At 48.9% G+C, this 19,880-nt stretch carries 15 protein-coding genes; 8 read left to right on the plus strand and 7 right to left on the minus strand.

Going from position 1 to position 19,880, the window contains the following annotated elements; genetic code table 11:
- The first annotated feature begins 10 nt into the window (after positions 1-10).
- A complete protein-coding gene (locus tag AC5FX6_RS04255) occupies positions 11-763 on the plus strand; it encodes a TrmH family RNA methyltransferase (protein WP_493595782.1) in 753 nt (250 codons plus the stop codon).
- 65 nt (positions 764-828) lie between these two features.
- Here AC5FX6_RS04255 and AC5FX6_RS04260 read toward each other — a convergent pair whose 3' ends face one another.
- Genes AC5FX6_RS04260 through AC5FX6_RS04270 form a run of 3 tightly spaced genes read right to left on the minus strand, consistent with a single transcriptional unit; the run spans position 829 to position 3,400 of the window.
- Positions 829-1,956, minus strand: coding sequence for an outer membrane beta-barrel protein (locus AC5FX6_RS04260; RefSeq protein WP_493595783.1), 1,128 nt, complete (start codon positions 1,954-1,956; stop codon positions 829-831).
- 12 nt (positions 1,957-1,968) lie between these two features.
- Positions 1,969-2,847 (minus strand): hypothetical protein, encoded by an 879-nt coding sequence (locus AC5FX6_RS04265; protein WP_493595784.1) that lies wholly within the window; start codon positions 2,845-2,847, stop codon positions 1,969-1,971.
- A gap of 19 nt (positions 2,848-2,866) precedes the next feature.
- A complete protein-coding gene (locus AC5FX6_RS04270) occupies positions 2,867-3,400 on the minus strand; it encodes an RNA polymerase sigma factor (protein ID WP_493595785.1) in 534 nt (177 codons plus the stop codon).
- 315 nt (positions 3,401-3,715) lie between these two features.
- Between AC5FX6_RS04270 and AC5FX6_RS04275 the strand changes: the two genes are divergently transcribed.
- The 3 genes from AC5FX6_RS04275 to AC5FX6_RS04285 all read left to right on the plus strand — a co-directional run bounded on the left by AC5FX6_RS04275 (position 3,716) and on the right by AC5FX6_RS04285 (position 9,716).
- The gene (locus AC5FX6_RS04275) at positions 3,716-4,039 is read left to right on the plus strand and encodes a DUF6660 family protein (RefSeq protein ID WP_493596641.1); all 324 of its coding nucleotides are present in this window, start codon (positions 3,716-3,718) and stop codon (positions 4,037-4,039) included.
- 105 nt (positions 4,040-4,144) lie between these two features.
- Positions 4,145-8,542: a CusA/CzcA family heavy metal efflux RND transporter gene (locus tag AC5FX6_RS04280; protein WP_493596642.1), complete on the plus strand. Its 4,398-nt coding sequence runs from the start codon at positions 4,145-4,147 to the stop codon at positions 8,540-8,542.
- Between the two features lies 1 nt (position 8,543).
- Positions 8,544-9,716, plus strand: a complete 1,173-nt coding sequence (locus AC5FX6_RS04285; RefSeq protein WP_493595786.1) for an efflux RND transporter periplasmic adaptor subunit — start codon at positions 8,544-8,546, stop codon at positions 9,714-9,716.
- Between the two features lie 184 nt (positions 9,717-9,900).
- On the opposite strand, the gene AC5FX6_RS04290 is transcribed toward AC5FX6_RS04285, so the two are convergent.
- On the minus strand, positions 9,901-10,620 hold the full coding sequence (locus tag AC5FX6_RS04290; RefSeq protein WP_493595787.1) for an arylesterase: 720 nt from the start codon (positions 10,618-10,620) through the stop codon (positions 9,901-9,903).
- A 145-nt stretch (positions 10,621-10,765) separates the two neighbouring features.
- On the opposite strand from AC5FX6_RS04290, the gene AC5FX6_RS04295 reads away from it, so the two are divergent.
- Together AC5FX6_RS04295 and AC5FX6_RS04300 are read left to right on the plus strand one after the other, a co-directional pair.
- On the plus strand, positions 10,766-11,485 hold the full coding sequence (locus AC5FX6_RS04295) for an ABC transporter ATP-binding protein (protein ID WP_493595788.1): 720 nt from the start codon (positions 10,766-10,768) through the stop codon (positions 11,483-11,485).
- A gap of 112 nt (positions 11,486-11,597) precedes the next feature.
- Entirely contained in the window at positions 11,598-14,108 is a 2,511-nt protein-coding gene (locus tag AC5FX6_RS04300) for an ABC transporter permease (protein ID WP_493596643.1), read from the plus strand.
- A gap of 143 nt (positions 14,109-14,251) precedes the next feature.
- On the opposite strand, the gene AC5FX6_RS04305 is transcribed toward AC5FX6_RS04300, so the two are convergent.
- The 3 genes from AC5FX6_RS04305 to AC5FX6_RS04315 all read right to left on the minus strand — a co-directional run bounded on the left by AC5FX6_RS04305 (position 14,252) and on the right by AC5FX6_RS04315 (position 17,361).
- A complete protein-coding gene (locus tag AC5FX6_RS04305) occupies positions 14,252-14,614 on the minus strand; it encodes a CoA-binding protein (protein WP_493595789.1) in 363 nt (120 codons plus the stop codon).
- A gap of 94 nt (positions 14,615-14,708) precedes the next feature.
- Entirely contained in the window at positions 14,709-16,280 is a 1,572-nt protein-coding gene (locus AC5FX6_RS04310) for an NAD(P)/FAD-dependent oxidoreductase (RefSeq protein ID WP_493595790.1), read from the minus strand.
- Between the two features lie 112 nt (positions 16,281-16,392).
- On the minus strand, positions 16,393-17,361 hold the full coding sequence (locus AC5FX6_RS04315) for a tryptophan 2,3-dioxygenase family protein (RefSeq protein ID WP_493595791.1): 969 nt from the start codon (positions 17,359-17,361) through the stop codon (positions 16,393-16,395).
- Between the two features lie 348 nt (positions 17,362-17,709).
- Between AC5FX6_RS04315 and sdaAB the strand changes: the two genes are divergently transcribed.
- Positions 17,710-18,387 carry an L-serine ammonia-lyase, iron-sulfur-dependent subunit beta gene (sdaAB, locus tag AC5FX6_RS04320; protein ID WP_493595792.1) on the plus strand — a complete coding sequence of 226 codons (678 nt, stop codon included), beginning with the start codon at positions 17,710-17,712 and terminating at the stop codon, positions 18,385-18,387.
- A gap of 14 nt (positions 18,388-18,401) precedes the next feature.
- Positions 18,402-19,880, plus strand: a complete 1,479-nt coding sequence (locus AC5FX6_RS04325) for a TolC family protein (protein WP_493595793.1) — start codon at positions 18,402-18,404, stop codon at positions 19,878-19,880.

Genomic DNA, 19,880 nt, shown 5'->3' on the forward strand with positions numbered 1-19,880 from the left:
TTTCCGCTCTATGTTGTCAAAAGCAATAGTAAAGTACGTCAATGCCCTGCAAGTAAAAAAATACCGCAACCAACACCAAGCCTTTGTAGTGGAGGGTGCCAAAAGCGTCATCGAGCTGCTCAGCTCAGATTTTGAACTCCAGCATCTGTTCATCACCGAAGAGTTTTTGCAGGAGCATGGCAACAAACTAAGCAAAGGTACAAGATACGAACTTGTTACGGAACACGATTTGACCAAGGCGGGTACTTTTTCCAGTAATAACGCTGCTTTAGCCGTAGCCCGCATGCGCCAACTCCCCAACTTGCGGTTTCAACCCGGTGATTTTACGATCGCACTTGACGATATCCGTGATCCTGGCAACCTAGGCACCATCATTCGCATTGCAGACTGGTATGGCATTCATAAAATCGTTTGCTCTGAATCATGTGCCGATTTCTACAACCCTAAAACCATTTCAGCCACCATGGGCTCCTTTACCCGCGTCAAAGCCTATTACCTCGATCTGAGTGAATGGTTACAAAGCCTACCGGAAGGTGTTGAGGTTTACGGTGCTTCACTGGACGGTGATAACCTGCATGGCATGAAGCTGCAGCCACAGGGCGTAGTAGTTATGGGCAACGAGGCAAACGGCATACGACCGGAAGTGGCCAGCAAAGTAAACCGGCTCATCAAGATTCCAGCTTTCGGTAAAGCCGAGTCACTCAACGTAGCCACGGCCACGGCCATCATTATCGACAACTTCATGCGCAACGCAGCCCCCTAAAACAAAAGAAGCCTCTGTGTAGAGGCTTCTTCTGATAACAATATAATCACCAAACTAACAGCATTTTAATTGAACAGTCTTAAACCAAAGCTGATCACGTTGGCATCCGGCCCACGGTTTTCTTTGAAGAGGTCATTCATGTTGTATTTCACGAAAAGGTCCAGGTTGCCGTAGCCAACCACACCGGTCAGGCCATACTGGAAGTCAGTCAGGTTATAGCTGCTGCGTACCTTTTCTTTCTGTGTCTTGCCACCGTCCTCGAACTTGAACTTAGAGTGAGCACCCAGGCGATAGCCCACAAACGGACCGGCACCAATCTTAAAGCCATCTTTTCCATTCTGACGCTTAAACTTCAGCGTCGGCATCAGCGGTACGTTTACAGAGGAGTGCGTCAGCTTCGCTTTATCATAGTTGATCTCCATTTCACGTCTGAAGAAGGTCACATCGTTCATATCTTCTTCGATCACAAAATTGCGGTCGAACATGTAGTTGTTAAAGGCAAACTCAAGACCTGACACCAGGTATAGCGGGCTCTTACGGCCACCGATCTGAGAGTTAAGGTGCCAGTTGAGGCTAACATAGCGTGAGCCCAGTGGCTTCAGGTCAGGCACTTCCTGGCTATTAGTGTTCAGGAAACTATTCAGACCCAGGTCGAGGTCAAAATTGAAGCGGGTAGATTTGTAAGACTTTTTCGCATGGCTTGTGCGGATACTGTCACGTTCGGCCTTGTTCGGCACATTGACATCGACTCTCGTATTGCCATCCTTTTCTTCAATTTCTACATCGATCTTGATGTTCTTGTTGATGCGGATCTCATGCTTTTCCTTGCTCACCTTGCCATTCTGGTCAGTTTCCTGCACGGTAATGGTTACTTTTTCGGGATCACTGTCGTCCTTGCCGAAAACCACTGTTGTTTCCTGTGACTTTAACTCTTTATTGGCGCCGTCCATACGGTCCACCTGGTCTACGTATTTATTCAGCACGCGCATTAGGGAGTCAAGGCTATAGTTTTCGAAAGCTTTGAGCTGTTCCATGTTCTGTAGGTATAGCACCATTTTAGCGCCATTGGCCATTTTTACAACGATCGTATCCTGCTGGCCGAGTCGTTCGCCGATGGTTTGACCGCCTTTGGCAGACACACCGGTGGCTGCAGCCATGATGATGGCCGTAACGAGAAGTAGTAACTTTTTCATGGTTTTAAAAGATTAGAGATTAATGACTTTAGATATTTTCTGTTTTCCAATTTGAGTTTCAAGTGCAATTCTGTCTGCGTTGATGCCGAGCTCCGACAATTCAACCCGTTCACCGTTTGAGAGGTTTCGAACCTGCTTAAAGATGTTTTTGGCAAGCTTTTGCTTTTTCTCAAAGCCATTCAGTTCTTCATCTTCCTCTACTTCTTGAATGGCCACAGCACGTTTTATTATAATTTCTACTGGCTGTGCGTTCATATCCACAGTGTTAGCGGCAAAAGCAACCGGGGTTGTTTCTCCTGTGTTATAGTAGTCACCCTTTTGAGGAGCGTCAGGTTTAGCCGGCTGTTCTACCTTTGCAACAAGTTGAGAAGCTGATACGGTCGGGCTGGCACTGGTTTTAGAGCTAGTCTTTTTGACAGCAGGCTTTGTTTCTGCTTTGGCGATCAATTGCCTGGTTGCTTCAGACTGTTGAGGTGCTGCTGCGGTAGTTACAGTTGGCGAAGCTGGCTCCACTACTGCGTCATCTTTTGGCAGATCAGTGGCAGGTTCAATTACCTTTGCAACTTGCTTGTCTGCTTCGGTTGGCTCCGTAACGATAAATGGCTGCTCAGGTTTTAAGCCATTGCGGTCAGCCAGTCCATCACGGTCTACTGGCACAGTGCCATTCTGCACGTTGTAAAATACGATGCCCACCGAAAGTATCAGTGCGATAGCTGCCGCGATAGAGTAGGAGAGCCACATAAAGCCACGGGGCTTCGCTTCCTCCTTTTGGGCACCTGGCATCTCGGTTTCTATCCGATCCTGCAGCCTGTTCCAAAGATCGGCAGGAGGCGTGGGCGAAGAAGGGCCCAATCGCTCTTTGAATAGTTTGTCTATGTCTTCTGGTTTCATAATAGAACCTCCTTTTATATCAGCTGGCGACTGCTTCCTGACCGGTTAGTCTTCGCTGCAGCATAGCACGTGCTTTGCTTAGCTGCGATTTTGAAGTACCTTCCGTAATGTTCAGCATGTCGGCTATTTCCTTATGGGAATATCCCTCAATTGCATACAGGTTAAATACTGCCCTGTAGCCGGCAGGTAAAGTTCGCAACAACTCCAGGAGTTCGCCCTCCGCCAGATCATGGTCGGCTCCTATGCCACCCGCCACTTGTACGTGGTCATCCTCGATCGACAGGTATAGCGACTCTTTTTTTCTTAGAAAGCCAAGCGCCTCGTTTACCATGATGCGTCTTACCCAACCTTCGAAGCTGCCTTTACCTTCAAACCTGTCTATGTTCTGGTAAACCTTCATAAACCCGTTCAATAAAGCTTCTTCAGCGTCCATCTGGTTTTTGAGGTAACGCAGGCACACACCGTACATCGGCGAGGCAAAGCGTTCGTAAAGGCATTTCTGCGCTTTACTTTCGGCCTTTTGGCAACCTGCTATTAACTCCTGTTCTGTCACGCTGGGTAAAATTTTATCAAATAATGTCGCTTTCCTGGGTTTTTCTGGAGCTCTTTTGTCTCTCTTTACCTCTTAGATGTCCATAAGCACCGGGAGGTTGCCCAAGCAAGAATAAATTTCTCATATTTTTTTCAAATAGCGACATCGTTGCCTATAAAATACTGGCTATCAACCAGATTATATTTCATTATTTTTTTATCCGATAAGCGACTAAGCAATCAAAAGTGATTGCGAACACTAGTCAGCATTTTTAAGAATGATTCTGAATAGGAGTAAAAGGGACGGTTTTTGGTGGAATACCTTATCTTTGTGAAGATGAAATTTGTGGCGATCATATTTACCCTCTTCATATTTTGGAGTGCCTGCCTGCCATGCACCGATAAGATCATGGATAGCCACGAACATCTTCCTAGTATGACCGATGTCGCCGACACGACCGGTGAGTCACCTTTTCATGAAGACACATGCCCCATGTTTTGTAGCTGTGGCTGCTGTGCCACTTTCACGGTTGCAGTAGAAACAGAGCACATTGTCTTTCGTGTACCTATCATACCACAAACAAAGCCACTCATTTACCCAGAGTTGAGCGAAATTAAGATTGCCTCTACCTGGTGGCACCCTCCACGGCTGGTAGCCTGATCCTAACATCAATTTTAAATGCAGTCCGAAGTATAACCACAAGCCCTGAATAGTGCTTGCGGCTTTGCTGCATACCTATTTCTATTGATTAAAATCAAGCTTACCATGTTTAATAAGATCATCGATTTTTCGATAAATAATAAACTGGTTGTTGGGCTGATGGTACTGGCGCTGATCGTATGGGGCACTTACTCCCTCACACAATTGCCTGTTGATGCCGTTCCTGATATTACCAACAACCAAGTGCAGGTGGTCACTTCTTCGCCTACATTAGCCGCACAGGAAGTAGAGCGGTTCATTACCACCCCCATTGAAATGGCCCTTGCCAATGTGCCGGATGTCATCGAAATGCGATCGGTATCTCGTTTCGGGCTTTCAGTGATTACCGTCGTATTCAAAGACGAAGTAGACCAGTACCTGGCCAGGCAAATGATAACCGAGCGCCTGGGAGAAGCAAGCAGACAGATTCCCGAGCAAATGGGTACTCCTGAGCTGGCTCCTGTGACCACGGGTCTAGGCGAAATCTACCAGTACGTGCTGGTTACCAAACCGGGCAGCGAAAAGAAATACAGCCCTACCGAACTCCGTACCATTCAAGATTGGATTGTGCGTCGGCAACTGCTGGGTACACCGGGTGTAGCCGATGTAAGCAGCTTTGGCGGATTCCTGAAAGAGTATGAAGTAGCCGTGAACCCAACCAGCCTCCGCAGCATGAACTTATCCGTTACCGACGTGATCGGTGCGCTGGAGCAGAACAATGAAAATACAGGAGCAGCTTATATTGAAAAAAACCAAAGCGCTTACTTCATTCGTGGCTTAGGGCTGGTGAGTAACCTCGAGGACATTGAAAAAATTGTTGTGTCCAATCGCAATGGCTTGCCTGTACTGGTACGCGATGTGGCGCAGGTACAGTATGGCCATCCGGTTCGCTACGGTGCCCTGACACGCAATACCGAGGGCGAAGTTGTCGGAGGCATTGTACTGATGCTGAAAGGTGCCAACTCATCTGAGGTGATCAAAGCTGTGCAGGACAAGGTGGCAAGCATACAGTCCTCTTTGCCCGAAGGCCTGGTCATTGAAGCTTATCTGGATCGTAGCACCTTAGTTGATAAAGCCATTAATACCGTGGCAACTAACCTGATCGAGGGTGGCTTGATCGTCATCTTCATCCTTGTACTCTTACTTGGCAATCTGCGGGCGGGCCTGGTAGTCGCCTCCGTTATACCGCTTTCGATGCTATTTGCCCTGGGTATGATGAATGTATTTGGCGTATCGGGCAACCTGATGAGCCTCGGTGCAATTGACTTCGGTTTGATAGTAGACGGCGCCGTGATTATTGTGGAAGGCGTCTTACACTTCATCGTGGTCAAGAACAAAGATTTGCCACTGCGCAGATTGACGCAAAAGGAAATGGACATGGAAGTAAAAAGTGCTGCTTCCAACATTATGAACTCCGCCGCTTTCGGTATGCTCATCATCCTGATTGTATACCTGCCGATCATGGCGCTGGTCGGTATAGAAGGGAAGATGTTTAAGCCGATGGCGCAGACGGTGAGCTTTGCCATCATGGGGGCATTTATACTTTCGCTCACTTACGTGCCGATGGTAGCGACACTGCTCTTGAGCAAAACCACCAAGCACAAACCGAACATCTCAGACCGGATCATGGGTTTTCTGGAGCGGGTATACCGTCCGGTGATCACCTTTGCCTTACACAGCAAGGCACTCGTCATTGGTGCGGCACTGGTTCTTTTCACGTTCAGCCTGTTTGTGTTTAGCCGTATGGGGGGGGAGTTCTTGCCTGACCTGGAGGAAGGGGACTTTGCCATGGACCTGCGCCTGGTGCCGGGCGCTTCACTCACCCAGACGATTGAGACAACAACTAAAGCCAGTGAAATATTGCTGACCCAATTTCCAGAGGTAACAGAGGTGATTGGCAAGATCGGCACGGCTGAGATCCCGACCGACCCCATGCCGATAGAGGCAGCTGACGTGATGATCCTGCTCAAAGACAAAGATGAGTGGACCAGCGCCAGCACCCGCCAGGAACTTGCCGCCAAAATGGACGAAGCCTTGAAAGTAATTCCGGGTGTTAATTACGGCTTTCAGCAGCCGATCCAGCTGCGTTTTAACGAACTGATGACCGGTGCCCGACAGGATGTGGCCATTAAGATATTTGGCGAAGACCTGGACCAGCTGTCTGACCTAGCCGATCAGGTAGACAAACTAATTGCGCCTGTTACCGGTGTGCAAGACATATATGTGGAGGAAGTGACCGGTCTGCCGCAAATCGTTGTAGATTACAACCGCGCCCGCATGTCGCAGTACGGCTTGCAGGTAGCTGACGTGAATGCGGTGCTCCGCACGGCCTTTGCGGGCCAGGCAGCAGGCGCCATCTATGAAGGTGACCAACGCTTCGACCTGGTGGTGCGCATGGAAGGAGGTGCTCGTCAGGATCTGACTGATATCGAGAATCTGTTTGTTTCACTGCCACAAGGTGGGCAGGTACCACTGCAACAGGTAGCAGATATCCGGTTCGAAGAAGGTCCTATGCAAATCTCTCGTGAGGAAGGCCGCCGTCGAATTGTAGTCGGCTTTAACGTGCGTGAACGGGATGTGGAGTCGATTGTGTCTGAAATACAGGAGAAGCTGAGCCGGGAACTACCACTTCCAGCAGGCTACTTTATAACCTATGGCGGTCAGTTCGAAAACCTGGTACATGCCAAGCGTCGCCTTTCGGTGGCCGTGCCGGCGGCACTGCTACTTATCCTTTTGCTCTTATACTTTGCCTTTAAGTCCATTAAGCAAAGTCTGCTCATTTTCACGGCTATACCTCTGTCAGCGATTGGTGGCATCTTTGCACTCTGGCTTCGCGATATGCCTTTCAGTATTTCGGCAGGTGTGGGCTTTATTGCCCTGTTTGGCGTGGCGGTGTTAAATGGCATTGTATTGATCGGATACTTTAACCAACTAAAGCGGGAGGGTATGAACGATGTATACGAACGAGTTTTGCTCGGGACGAGTGTGCGTCTGCGACCAGTTCTGATGACGGCTTCTGTAGCCGCCCTGGGCTTCCTGCCGATGGCGCTTTCCGGTTCTGCCGGAGCAGAGGTACAGCGTCCACTGGCAACTGTGGTGATCGGAGGCTTGTTCACGTCAACTTTACTCACCCTTGTCGTATTGCCAGTGCTTTACTATATTTTCTCTTCCAATGAAAAACCTACCGAAGAGAAAATTCAGCGCAAATCAGTATCGGTTCATATAATCACGCTATTGTTAATAGCAGGCAGCTTCCTTTATGCCGGACAAGGTATGGCACAGACGGTACAGGGCCCATTGAATCTGCAACAGAGCATCAACTACGCAAGAGAGCATAACCTGGGCTTGAAGAGCGCTGCCTATAGTATGGAGCGTGAAAAGGCCTTACGTGGCGCGGCTACTGATTTGCCCAAAACAAACTTGTCCTATAGCCGTGGTCAGATCAGCACGATCAATGCAGATGAGTATATATCGGCTTCACAGCAGTTTGCATTCCCAACAGTATACCGCGATCAGGCCCGACTAGCCGATGCAAACATAAAGCAGTCAGAAGCTCAAAAGCAGATTGTGGAGCGTGCACTGATCCGGGATGTTAAACAGGCCTGGTATCTGTTGCAATACCAGAACGAGCGCCTGCGCTTGCTGCAACAGCAGGACAGTTTATATGGACGCTTCACCAGAGCCGCTACCATCCGGTTTAAGACTGGGGAAACAGGCTACCTGGAACAGGCTACTGCTGAAACACGCAGCTTAGGTATAAAAACGGAAATGCAACAGGCACTGGCCGACCAGCAGATAGCCGAGCGTCGACTGCGTCAACTTTTGCAGGCACAGGAGCCGCTTCAGTTTGAAGATGAAAAACTCTCAAAGCGCGAATTAATCTTACAGGCTGACAGCTCCACTTTGGCTGCAAACCCCTACATCGCCTTTCTTCAGAGTGCGACGCAGGTTGCTGAGCGGCAAAAGCAGTTGGAACAATCCCGTCTGTTACCGGACTTTACGGTCGGTTACTTCAACCAGACATTTGTGGGAGAAGCACCCCGTGAAAACCCATCGCGGGTGTACAACTCTGGCGACCGCTTCACAGGATATGAAGTAGGTATAGCCGTTCCGCTTTGGTTCGGCGCACAGAAGTCGCGCATCAAGGCGGCTAAAATGAACGAGCAAGCTGTGAAGAGTCAGGTAAGGCACCAACAGCAACAGCTGTTGACAGAAATCCAAAATCTGGCGCAGGAGCTGCAAAAGCACAGTAATACACTGGCCTTTTTTGAACAAGGTGCCTTAAAGCAGGCTCAGCAGATGAACAAGGCCGCCGAGCTTAGCTTTCGTACTGGCGACATTGATTATATCGAATACGTGCAGGCCCTCGACCAGGCATATCAGCTTCGCAGCAATTACCTGAACGCCCTCCGCGACTACAATCAAACAATTATCAGTTTAGAATTTACCGCAGGACTAGAATAATATGACAGCATATAAAATTAAACTCATTACGCTTTGCGGACTAATCAGCCTGGCAGCATGCTCTAAGCAAGCCCCTGCCGAAGAACCGGAAGCTGCTACATCGGAAGCCGCAGCAACCACATCTCCATTTGTTGTTGCTTTTTCGGAAGCTCAGCAAAAAGTCGGCGACATTGAACTGGGATCAATCGAAAACAGAGAGATATCAGCTCGCATCACAGCTAACGGACAACTTCAACTGCCGCCACAGAACAAAGCCAGTATCAACCCGTTGAAGGGCGGTATCGTGCGCAGCATACCTATTAAAGAAGGAGAGTATGTTCAAAAAGGCAGAGTGCTGGCTACGATCCAGAATCCCGAACTGATTAAGCTGCAGGAGGAGTACCTGACCACCCGTAACCAACTGCGCTTCGCTGAGCAGGACTACGAACGGCAGCGCACACTCACGGAAGAACAGGTAGGCTCACGCAAACGCTTCGAACAGGCAGAATCGGATGTGCAGGTGCAACGCGCAAGACTAAAGGCACTCTCAACACATTTGTCTGCCATGGGGATATCGACGAAAAGCGTAGAGGCAGGACGCATCACTTCGACGATGGCCATTACAGCTCCGATTAGTGGTTACGTGCGTGTTATCGACGTGAACATGGGATCCTACGCGCAGCCTGGTCAGCAAATGTTTGAGATCGTAGACAACCATCACCTGCATCTGGAACTCAGCGTGTTTGAGCGCGACTTCAGCAAAATGAAAGAAGGGCAGAAGGTCCTGTTCTCTTTGCCAAATGTGGCAGGGGAGCCGCTGGAAGCCGAGATTTTCGCATTAGGAAGAGCCTTTGAAGGGGATTCCCGCATGGTGACCGTGCATGCAGAGCTCGAGAACAATAAGAACTCAAATCTTTTGCCGGGTATGTATGTGAATGCGCAGATACTGGCCGGAAAACAGGAAATGCCAGCACTTCCTGAAGAGTCTGTGGTGCGCTACAAGGGCAAGCATTATATTTTTGTGAAAGAAGGCCCATCGACATTTCGCATGCAGGAAGTGGAGACAGGTATAGCCGAAAATGGATTCACTGAAGTGAAGACGCTAAAGGAATTGCCAGCTTCAGCACAGGTAGTTACCAAAGGTGCCTATTATGTGTTGGCCGAAAAGATGAAATCAGAAGTGGCTGAAGAGTAGTCAGGTATAGAAATGGCCTAAAAAAATACAGCGCTGGTTCCAATGAAGGGACCAGCGCTGTTATTTTTTGAAAGGATTAATTATTAATTAAACTTTCAACTTTTAGCCATGCTTTTATACGTGACTAGTGTTATGAATGGTTACAAATCTTTGAAAATAAATGAATTATTTTTTAAAAAGTGCCCTAGGAGGCTCTATTGGCCACTAAAATATCTTCCAGTACAGCCCATACATTGTCAGCCAGTATACGCTGCCCTTCTATAGTTGGGTGAATCCCATCCCCCTGATTGAGCGCCCGATCGCCAGCTACGCCCTCCAAAAGGAAAGGTATAAGTGCTACATCTTTGTCCTTAGCCAACCGTGTGAACACTTGCTCAAATTCCTGTGTATAGCGCTGCCCCATGCTTGGCGGCATCTGCATACCTGCCAAGATAATCTCCGCTTCCGGATTCTGTGCCCGCACTTTGTCGATGATCGTGCCCAAATTATCATATGTGGAGGCCGGATCTATCCCTCTGAGTCCGTCGTTAGCGCCCAGTTCCAACACAAACACATCGATTGGCTGCTTCAATAGCCAGTCAATACGACTCTTTCCACCTGCTGAGGTCTCTCCGCTCAAGCCGGCATTTACAGCTTTATAAGGAAGACCTAATGAATCGATGCGCTCCTGGATAAGGGCAGGGAAGGCTTGATCAGGCTCCAGTCCATACCCGGCAGTAAGGCTATTCCCGAAGAATACGATCGTTTTGGTACGCTCATTTTTAGGGGCTACTGCAGTAGCAGTGGTGTCTGTTTGTACCTGCTGCTCTGTTGCCACCTCCTCAGTGGTAGTTGCCTGCTCGCAGCCCGCCAAGGTGATGATGAGGGCCAGGAAGAAGGAGATATACTTGCTCTTTTTATTCATGAAAGTGATTTTTTGCTAAATTTAGTTTTATCAATCTTAAAACCTATAACGACCACTATAAGTTATTAGGTTCGGGATTCGTTTGAGGTATAGCTATACCTGATTAAGCAGAAACCTAATTTCCGTTCCACAAAACACAAGCTACGTGTCTACAATATTAGAAATCAACAACCTTAAGAAGACCTACGACAGCGGCGACCGTCACTTAACCGTGTTGGAAGGTATAAACTTTACCCTACAGGCTGGCGACACTTGCGCTATTGTGGGACCGTCCGGTAGCGGCAAAACCACTTTACTGGGCCTTTGCGCCGGACTAGACCGCGCCAGTAGTGGCTCTGTGATCCTCAATGGTGTGCGACTCGACAACCTAAGTGAAGATGCCCGGGCACAGGTACGCAACCAGTATGTGGGGTTCATTTTCCAGAACTTTCAGCTGATACCTACCTTGACGGCATTGGAAAACGTCATGGTACCGCTGGAATTAAGAGGGGAGCGCAATGTGCAGCGGGAGGCTATGGATTTGCTGGCCCGTGTGGGCTTGGCCGAGCGCCATGATCATTACCCGACACAGCTATCAGGTGGGGAGCAGCAGCGGGTGTCCCTGGCCAGGGCTTTCTCCAACAGACCCACAATACTATTTGCGGATGAACCCACCGGTAACCTGGATGAGGAAACAGGAGATAAGGTAGAACGCCTCTTATTTGAACTTAACCGTGAGGCTGGTACTACACTGGTACTTGTCACCCACGATTTGGAACTGGCCGAAAAGACACAGCGCATTATCCGCATCAAAGGCGGTCATGTGGTGTCTGATACCGGAACAGCTGAAACAGTTCACCAGCCCGAGGACTCCAGCCACTCTTAAGGCATAAACGCTGGCATTATAATTAGTTATACAATTTAACATCAAGTATACCTTGTCTGACAAAAAGCCAAATCCGGATAAACCGAAACTGAATATACCTTGGCTACTCAAAATGGCGTGGCGCGATACCCGTCGCAGCCGGGGCAGACTCATTTTGTTTTTATCTTCCATCGTACTGGGCATAGCCGCTTTGGTTGCTATCAACTCTTTCCGTGATAGTTTGCAGCTCGCCATTGACGAAAAAGCGAGGACCCTGATCGGAGCAGATCTGGTGATGGGCATGAACAAAGAGCCTGACTCGCTATCCATGGCGCTTATAGATTCAGTAAGCACGCTAGGCAAGCGCTCTGACGAGAACCGCATGATGTCCATGGTGTATTTTGTGAAGAGCAATGATACCCGATTGGTACAGGTTCGGGCATTGGAGGGTGAATTTCCTTATTTTGGAGCCATCGAGACAAATCCGGAACAAGCTAGCCGAAGCTTTCGGGAAGACAAACGCGCGCTCGTAGACAATAACCTGATGTTGCAATACGAAGCGCAGGTCGGAGACTCGATCCGGGTTGGGGCGCTGACCTTTGCCATTGAAGGCGCCCTGCATCGTATACCTGGACAGACCGCCATGACGGCCGCTGTGGCTCCTGTGGTCTACATACCAAGGCAATATCTGCCGGAAACTGGTCTGATCCAACGAGGAAGCAGGGTTTCTTATTACTATTACTACGATCTGAATGAGTCCGTGCAGCCTGACACGCTAGGCAAGAAACTGGACTCACGCTTTGAGGAGTACGGCATGTTCTACGATACCGTAGAGACCCGCAAAGCTAGTATGGGCCGTTCTTATGACGAATTGGCCCGTTTCCTGGCCTTGGTGGGGTTTGTTGCCTTGCTGCTGGGCTGTGTGGGCGTCGCCAGTGCGGTGCACGTATACATGCGCGACAAACTGGCCACCATCGGTATTCTACGCTGCTTAGGCATGAGCGGCAAACAGGCTTTTCTGGTATACCTGTTTCAGGTAATGGGCATGGGCTTGCTGGGAGGTTTGGCCGGTGCCGCCATTGGTAGCATCGTGCAACTTGTGCTGCCGGAGCTGTTCAAGACATTCCTGCCTGTGAGTGTAGATGCTTATTTCTCACTGGCGGCTGCCACACAAGGTATCCTGCTAGGAGTCGTGGTTTCAGTTCTGTTCGCGCTACTGCCGTTACTAAGCATCAGGCAAGTTTCACCTCTCATCACGCTACGGGCTACGGTCGAGCACCTCACTAATCAGAAAGACCCGCTCCGGTGGGCAGTCTACGGACTTATTCTGGCGTTTATTGTGGTCTTCTCGCGATGGCAGCTGGGCACATGGTGGCAGGCACTATACTTTACAGGTGGCGTTATCGCAGCATTCCTGGTGCTGGCCTTGCTGGCCAAAGGACTTTCCTGGACCGTCAAACGCTTTTTCCCTACCCATTGGGGCTATGTATGGCGACAGGGCCTGGCTAATCTATACCGACCAAACAACCAAACCCTGTTGCTGATGGTGTCTATCGGCTTGGGCACGGCGCTGATTGGAACGCTCTTCATGGTACAGCGCACTTTGCTGAGCGAAGTGTCACTATCCGGCACCGAGAATCAACCAAACCTGGTGCTTTTCGACATCCAGAACGCACAACGTGATCAGGTAGCTGAACTCACTAAGCAGGAGGGGCTACCCATTCTTTACTTCGACCCAATCGTAACCGTGCGCCTGGAACAGATAAATAACCTGACTTTGGCCGACGTGCGGAAGGATACTACTCTTGAAATCAAACCCTGGAATTTTACACGCGAGTATCGGGTAACCTATCGAGATCACCTGAGCGACTCAGAGAAAACGCAGGAGGGTAGCTGGAGTGAAGGGCAGTATACGACCGGTGGCAGAGTCCCCGTATCATTGGAAGAGCGTTACGCAGAGCGTATCAAAGTAAAGGTGGGAGACTCGCTGCTATACAATGTTCAGGGAGCAACTATACCTGCCCGCGTAGCACATGTGCGTCGAGTTGACTGGAACCGGGTTCAAACGAATTTCCAGGTGCTCTTCCCGGAGGGAGTCTTGGAAGAAGCACCCCAGTTTCATGTGTTGATGACCCGCAGCGACAACGAGCAGCAAGCGGCTCAATTCCAGCGACGGGTGGTAGAGGCTTTCCCCAATGTGTCAGCCATAGGCCTCGACCTGATTTTGCGTACCCTGGAGGAAGTGGTTAGCCAAATCTCCTTTGTAATCCAGTTTATGGCACTGTTTAGCATTTTCACCGGATTACTCGTTCTGGTGGGATCAGTGAATGTGAGCAAGTACCAGCGCGTGCAGGAAAGTGTGCTGTTACGTACGCTGGGCGCTAATAAAAAACAAATCTTAGGTATAACGCTGATGGAATACCTGATGCTGGGCATATTGGCCGCTGCTGTAGGCTGTGTGATTGCCTTTGCTGCTGCCTGGGCTTTGGCCGTATTCAGCTTTGAGATGGAGTTTGTGCCTGTTATCTGGCCTTTGTTGGTCATCTTCGTACTGGTGACCTTCCTGACCGTGGCTGTAGGATTACTTAATAGCCGGGGTGTGCTGAACAGGCCGCCACTGGAGGTTCTGAGACGGGAGGCATAAAAACAAAAAAGGGATCTCTTGAAAGATCCCTTTTTCTAAAGTTAACATAGACAACAAATGCCATCTGCAAACTTTGATTATATTGGTTTATACGCCCGGCTTTTAGGGAGGTTGCAGCTCCGAAATAAAATTTCAAAAAAAATTTAATACGTGCTGGAAGCCAGCATCACCAAGGTACAGTGGTGCATGGTTTCTATACCTGCGTCTTCCGCCAATTGCTCCAATTCTCGGTTTTCTGTACCCGGATTGAATATGATTCGCTTCGGCTGCAGGGATATTATGTAGTCATACCAGGTCGGCTGATTTTGCGGTCCTACATAGAGCGTGACTGTATCTACTCCTTCAATTTTCTCTGTTTTATCGGTGATGATGGGCTGACCGCCAACTTCTCCTTTGCGAATGCCCACCGGTACCACTTCGTGGCCATGTTGCTGCAATCGGTGAATGGCCTTATAAGCAAAGCGGGAAGGATTATCGGTAGCACCCAGTACAAGTGTCTTTTTCATGGTTCAGATTTTTGATCCCTTTATTTAACCGCTATTCGTAGCGAAACGTTACAGGGCAATCAGGTATAAGCCAAATACAAGTACAGCTGCATACCTATGCCAGTACCTTGGCCGCAATTTTTTCAGCACAACGTTCCCCATCCATCGCTGCTGATACAATGCCACCTGCATACCCGGCACCTTCCGCACATGGGTATAGGTTCTTGATCTGCACATGTTCCAATGTATCTCTGTCACGCGGAATGCGAACCGGTGAAGAGGTACGGCTCTCCACACCAATGATCTGGGCGTCATTGCTCAGGTAACCGCGCATTTTGTTGCCGAATGCTTTGAAACCTTCCCGCAAACGATAAGCCATGACAGGAGAGAACAGTTGGTTTATGTCCACTGGCGTCAGGCCTGGCTGGTAAGATGTCTCCAGCAAAGCGCCTCCGGTTTTCTGACGCGTAAAGTCAAGGAGGAGTTGAGCAGGGGCCTTCTGGGTTCCGCCCGCCATTTCGCAGGCTTTGCGCTCCAGGGCTTCCTGCATCCGCAAACCAGCGAGCGGTCCGTATTTGTCGATCTCCATGTCTTCCAGCTCAATCGCTACGACGATGCCCGAGTTGGCAAACTTTGAATCGCGGCGGCTTGGCGACATACCGTTCACAACGACCTCTCCGGGAGCCGTAGCTGACGGCACAATGAAACCACCCGGACACATACAGAACGAGAAGATACCCCGTTGTTTGTTGTCGTATACTGTCTGGTGCACGAGTGCATATGAGGAAGCTGGCAGCCAGCAACCCCGGTCTTCGCATTTATATTGTATGCTGTCAATCAGTTTTTGCTGATGCTCCACTCGCACACCCATGGCAAAGGGCTTTGCCTCAATGGTAATGCCTTTATGGTGTAGCAATTCAAAAACGTCACGGGCACTGTGGCCAGTGGCAAGAATCACGGCTTCACCAACATACTCCTGACTGTCCTGCGTCACAACGCCCTTCATCTCGTTCTGCTCCACGATAAAATCGGTCACCCGTTTGTCGAACAGCACTTCGCCACCCGCCGCTTCGATGCTCTCGCGAATGGCTGTGATAATGCGTGGTAATTTATTGGTGCCGATATGCGGATGGGCATCAAAAAGGATGTCCCGTGTAGCACCATGCTGCACAAAGATCTCCAGGATACGCTGTAGGTCTCCACGCTTTTTGGAACGGGTATAGAGTTTACCGTCCGAATAGGTACCGGCACCGCCTTCCCCAAAACAGTAGTTCGAGTCAGGATTGACGATGTGCTCTTTATTAATAGCTGCCAAATCACGACGACGGGCACGCACGTCTTTTCCGCGCTCCAGCACAATCGGCTTCAGTCCCAGTTCAATGCAACGCAGCGCCGCAAACAACCCGGCAGGACCAGCACCCACGATGATCACCTTTTTGGCGTTGGTCACATCAGGGTAGCTATACTTGGCCGAAAGGACATCGGCAGGAGGGGTGTCCAGGTATAGGTCGGCCCGCACACGGAGCAAAACCTGCCGACCACGGGCATCAATCGAACGTTTGATGCGATGGATGTGCTTAACATCCTCTGGCTTGAGTCCGGCACTCTTTATAAGCTCCAGTTCCAGCACTTCGTCATTGTACGCCACTTCCGGCGACAATACAACTTCAACTTCTTTCTTCTTCATTTACAACAAGTAAGGTAGCTATCCTTAAACTTTTAATTTACAAACTAAGCATTTAATAAACTAAGTAAACTTTTGTATAAGTACACATTGGCTTAAACACTCAATCAAAATTCTAAATATCTCCGTTCAGCACTTTCTCAACCCAACCCTTGCCCCAGTTATTTAGTTCTTCTTCTGACCAAATCGCTGGATAGAAAATACGTTTCTGAAACTTTGGAGGGAGGTATTTCTGCCAATTCGTACCGCCGGTAGCAGCAATTACTTCCGGGTCACGCTGCAGGTAGCGTACGGCAGATTTATAGTGCATTAGGGGCCAGTTGACATTCACGTTGCTATCCAGTTCACGCAATTGACGGATCAATCGTGGGTTTTGCTGTTCTTCCTCAGGCAAGCGTTTGTATACCGCCCAAACATTTTTGCTCTCGTATTCACGTGCAAATTGGATCAATTGTGCCGTATATTTTTCCTCAAAACGAAGCAGGGTGAGTGTCTTTGACCCAGAAGACACTTCAGTTGCGCCTTCTTTCCAGTAGATACACCCCATCAGTTCTTCATGTGTGCTCTGCAAACCAAGTGCTTTGCGCTTCTCCTTATCAGTGAGATTACGTAACTCCGTAGAGGCAATTTCAATCATGCGATATTGCACCGATTGGAAACCACTGGCAGGCATGAGGGCCATCCGGAATTGCAGGAACTGCTTCGGGTCCATCCCGTCCACCATCACATCAAAGGAATCAATCAGATTTTCGAAATAGCGGTTAATGCGCTTTAAGCGTTTATAGAGGATCTCACCTGTAATCTCCTTGTCTTCACCAATTTGACGATACTCTTCCAGGCAAAGCTTAAAATACAACTCCGTAATCTGGTGATACATGATAAAAATCTTTTCATCAGGTATAGACGTGCGCGGATTCTGTAAACTGAGCAGCGTATCCAGGTGAATATAGTCCCAGTAATTAAGGTAATCCGTGTAATAGAGCCCCTCCAGATAGGCAGCCAAATCTTGCCCCAGCGGCACGTATTTAGCTTCCAGTCGACGGAGCTGTTCCAGTACTTCCGGCTTGAACGGTTGTTTTTCCATGTTGTACAGATGGGGTTTGGTAAGACGCCATTAGCCTACAAATTAAGTAAAACAATTGCAGAGATACTGACGGCACGCTAATATTTGTCACGACCTATAACAAAACAAATGTCTTCACAAATAAATCCCTGATACTCGGGCAACCATATGTCACGATAAAGCATCCTAATGTGTAGATAGTCCGTCATATCTGGCTAAGCTCAAATAAGATTTGTGGGGCTGATGCCTATATTGATAGAGCAAAACAGACTGTTGGTAGAAATCACCAGAATATAACGGCGAAAAAATGTTATAATAAGCCTTAATTGTTAAATTTGGGTTTTACGATATTTACCCGCTTATACTTCTATGGCAGAAAAAAGCAGTGTCTTTGATATGATAGGACCGATTATGATAGGACCTTCGAGCTCTCATACCGCTGGTGTTGTGCGCATTGCGCGTGCAGCGATCCGGGTATTGGGCACCGCTCCTGAGGAAGCTATCATCACCTTTTACAATTCATTTGCGCAAACCTATGAAGGGCATGGCTCAGATCGTGCCATCATTGCCGGGCTACTGGATTTTAAAACAGATGACAAGCGCATCAAAGAGGCGTTTGACTTTGCCAAAGAGCGGGGACTCAAGTATACGTTCCGTTCTGTAGGCAATGCCTCGACCATGCACCCCAACACGATCAAACTCAACCTGAAAGCGGGTGATCGCGAGGTGGAAGTAATTGGCCAGAGTCGCGGTGGTGGGGTGATCAAGATCGTGGAAGTGGATGGATTTACAGCTAATTTCTCCGCAAACCAGCACACACTGATCATTGATGCGGCTGACGTGAAAGGCAGTATTGCGTTCATTGCTTCAGTTATAGCCCACGATGACTGCAACATTGCCACCATGAACGTGTCACGCAAAGGCAAAAACGAATTGGCCCGCCAGTTTATTGAGATGGACTCAGGTATAAAGCCTGTTACACTGGACTATCTCAAGCAATTGAGCTGGGTGAAGCACGTGATCTATATCCCCAACATCGACCTTTAAGAAGAATTCATACTATGAAAAAAATGTCAAACAAAGTACTGCTGTTAGCGCTTGGGCTATCTTTCGGCGGTTTTAGTTCTGCAATGGCACAACAGCAAGGTGCAGGTAGCGATGGGATCTGGTCACTGGAGGAGGCTGTCAATTACGCTAAAACCAATAACCTGAACGTCCGTCAGAGTGGTCTGAACCGTGATCTAAACAGAGCTGACCTGAATCAGTCGCGTGCCGCCAGGCTCCCAAGCATCAATGCGAACGGTAACTACAGCTTTAACACAGGTTCTTTCCAGGATCCTGTAAGTTTCAGTCTGCAAACACAAAACGCACGTACCTCCAACGTTTCCATAAACGCGTCCTTGCCCTTGTTTGCCGGTTTCCAGCAGGTAAACCAAATCAAGCAAAACAGCCTGGACCTGGAGGCGAGTGAGCAGGATTACCTCTCAGCTCAAAATGACATTACCATTCAAATTGTGACTGCCTATTTGAACATCCTGTTTGCCAACGAGCAAATGAATGTTTCTGATTTGCAGCGTAACCTCACCAGACAGCAGCTTACACGCACACAGGCTTTATTGAAAGCAGGTAGTGTGGCAGAGAATGCCGTGCTAGACCTGGAGTCGCAGTTGGCAACAGATGAGCTGAACTTTATCACTGCACAGAACCAGCGGGATATTTCAAGACTCACCCTGATGCAACTCCTGAATATACCGACCACAGAAGAGTTTCAGGTAGAGATTCCGGAGATACCTACTCCTGATGAGAATCCGGTAATTGTTGATGGGAGCCAGGTATACGACGTTGCTTTACAGACACTTCCTGCTATACGTGCTACTGAAATTCGTCTGCGCAGTGCAGAAACAGGCCTTAGCTTGGCTCGAGGTGCTTATTTCCCGCGCCTTAGTCTTTTCGCCGGCGCAGGTAGCAGATACGCCAGCACCAGCCGCAGGCTATTGGCTATCGAGCGGGAAGTGGTAGGTCGTGTGCCTCAGGTAGTATATCTAAATGAAACAGGCTCTGCTTCTCAGACTTTATGGTTTGACAATATAGAAACTCGCCGCATTGACGAGTATTATGGTATGTTTAACCAATGGGACGATAACCTGAACACGCAGGTAGGTGTGTCACTTCAGGTTCCGATCTTGAACAGCTTCCAGGTACGCACCAATGTGCAGCGCGCTAAGATACAGCAGCAAAACGCACAGCTCAATGCCGATATCGCCCGCAACAACCTGCGCCAGACAATCGAGCAGGCCTATGTGGATGCCATCGCCGCACAGCGTCGGTATGCGGCCGCACGCCAGCAGGTAAACGCCTCTGAGAAGAACTTCCGCAATGCTGAACTAAGACTTCAGGGTGGTGTGATTAACACAGTAGATTTCAATATAGTAGCTAATACATACCGCTCTGCACAATCCAGTTTGGTACAGGCAAAATACGAGTACACATTTAAATTAAAAGTCTTGGATTTTTACCAGGGCAAAGACCTCTCTTTCTAA

The organism is Pontibacter sp. LHS2 (assembly GCF_058932845.1).

What these genes read in the sequence shown, in the direction of transcription:
- AC5FX6_RS04255 (WP_493595782.1), top strand. Translation starts at nt 11, where the DNA reads ATGTTGTCAAAAGCAATAGTAAAGTACGTCAATGCCCTGCAAGTAAAA.
- AC5FX6_RS04260 (WP_493595783.1), bottom strand. Translation starts at nt 1,956, where the DNA reads ATGAAAAAGTTACTACTTCTCGTTACGGCCATCATCATGGCTGCAGCC.
- AC5FX6_RS04265 (WP_493595784.1), bottom strand. Translation starts at nt 2,847, where the DNA reads ATGAAACCAGAAGACATAGACAAACTATTCAAAGAGCGATTGGGCCCT.
- AC5FX6_RS04275 (WP_493596641.1), top strand. Translation starts at nt 3,716, where the DNA reads ATGAAATTTGTGGCGATCATATTTACCCTCTTCATATTTTGGAGTGCC.
- AC5FX6_RS04280 (WP_493596642.1), top strand. Translation starts at nt 4,145, where the DNA reads ATGTTTAATAAGATCATCGATTTTTCGATAAATAATAAACTGGTTGTT.
- AC5FX6_RS04285 (WP_493595786.1), top strand. Translation starts at nt 8,544, where the DNA reads ATGACAGCATATAAAATTAAACTCATTACGCTTTGCGGACTAATCAGC.
- AC5FX6_RS04290 (WP_493595787.1), bottom strand. Translation starts at nt 10,620, where the DNA reads ATGAATAAAAAGAGCAAGTATATCTCCTTCTTCCTGGCCCTCATCATC.
- AC5FX6_RS04300 (WP_493596643.1), top strand. Translation starts at nt 11,598, where the DNA reads ATGGCGTGGCGCGATACCCGTCGCAGCCGGGGCAGACTCATTTTGTTT.
- AC5FX6_RS04305 (WP_493595789.1), bottom strand. Translation starts at nt 14,614, where the DNA reads ATGAAAAAGACACTTGTACTGGGTGCTACCGATAATCCTTCCCGCTTT.
- AC5FX6_RS04310 (WP_493595790.1), bottom strand. Translation starts at nt 16,280, where the DNA reads ATGAAGAAGAAAGAAGTTGAAGTTGTATTGTCGCCGGAAGTGGCGTAC.
- AC5FX6_RS04315 (WP_493595791.1), bottom strand. Translation starts at nt 17,361, where the DNA reads ATGGAAAAACAACCGTTCAAGCCGGAAGTACTGGAACAGCTCCGTCGA.
- sdaAB (WP_493595792.1), top strand. Translation starts at nt 17,710, where the DNA reads ATGGCAGAAAAAAGCAGTGTCTTTGATATGATAGGACCGATTATGATA.
- AC5FX6_RS04325 (WP_493595793.1), top strand. Translation starts at nt 18,402, where the DNA reads ATGAAAAAAATGTCAAACAAAGTACTGCTGTTAGCGCTTGGGCTATCT.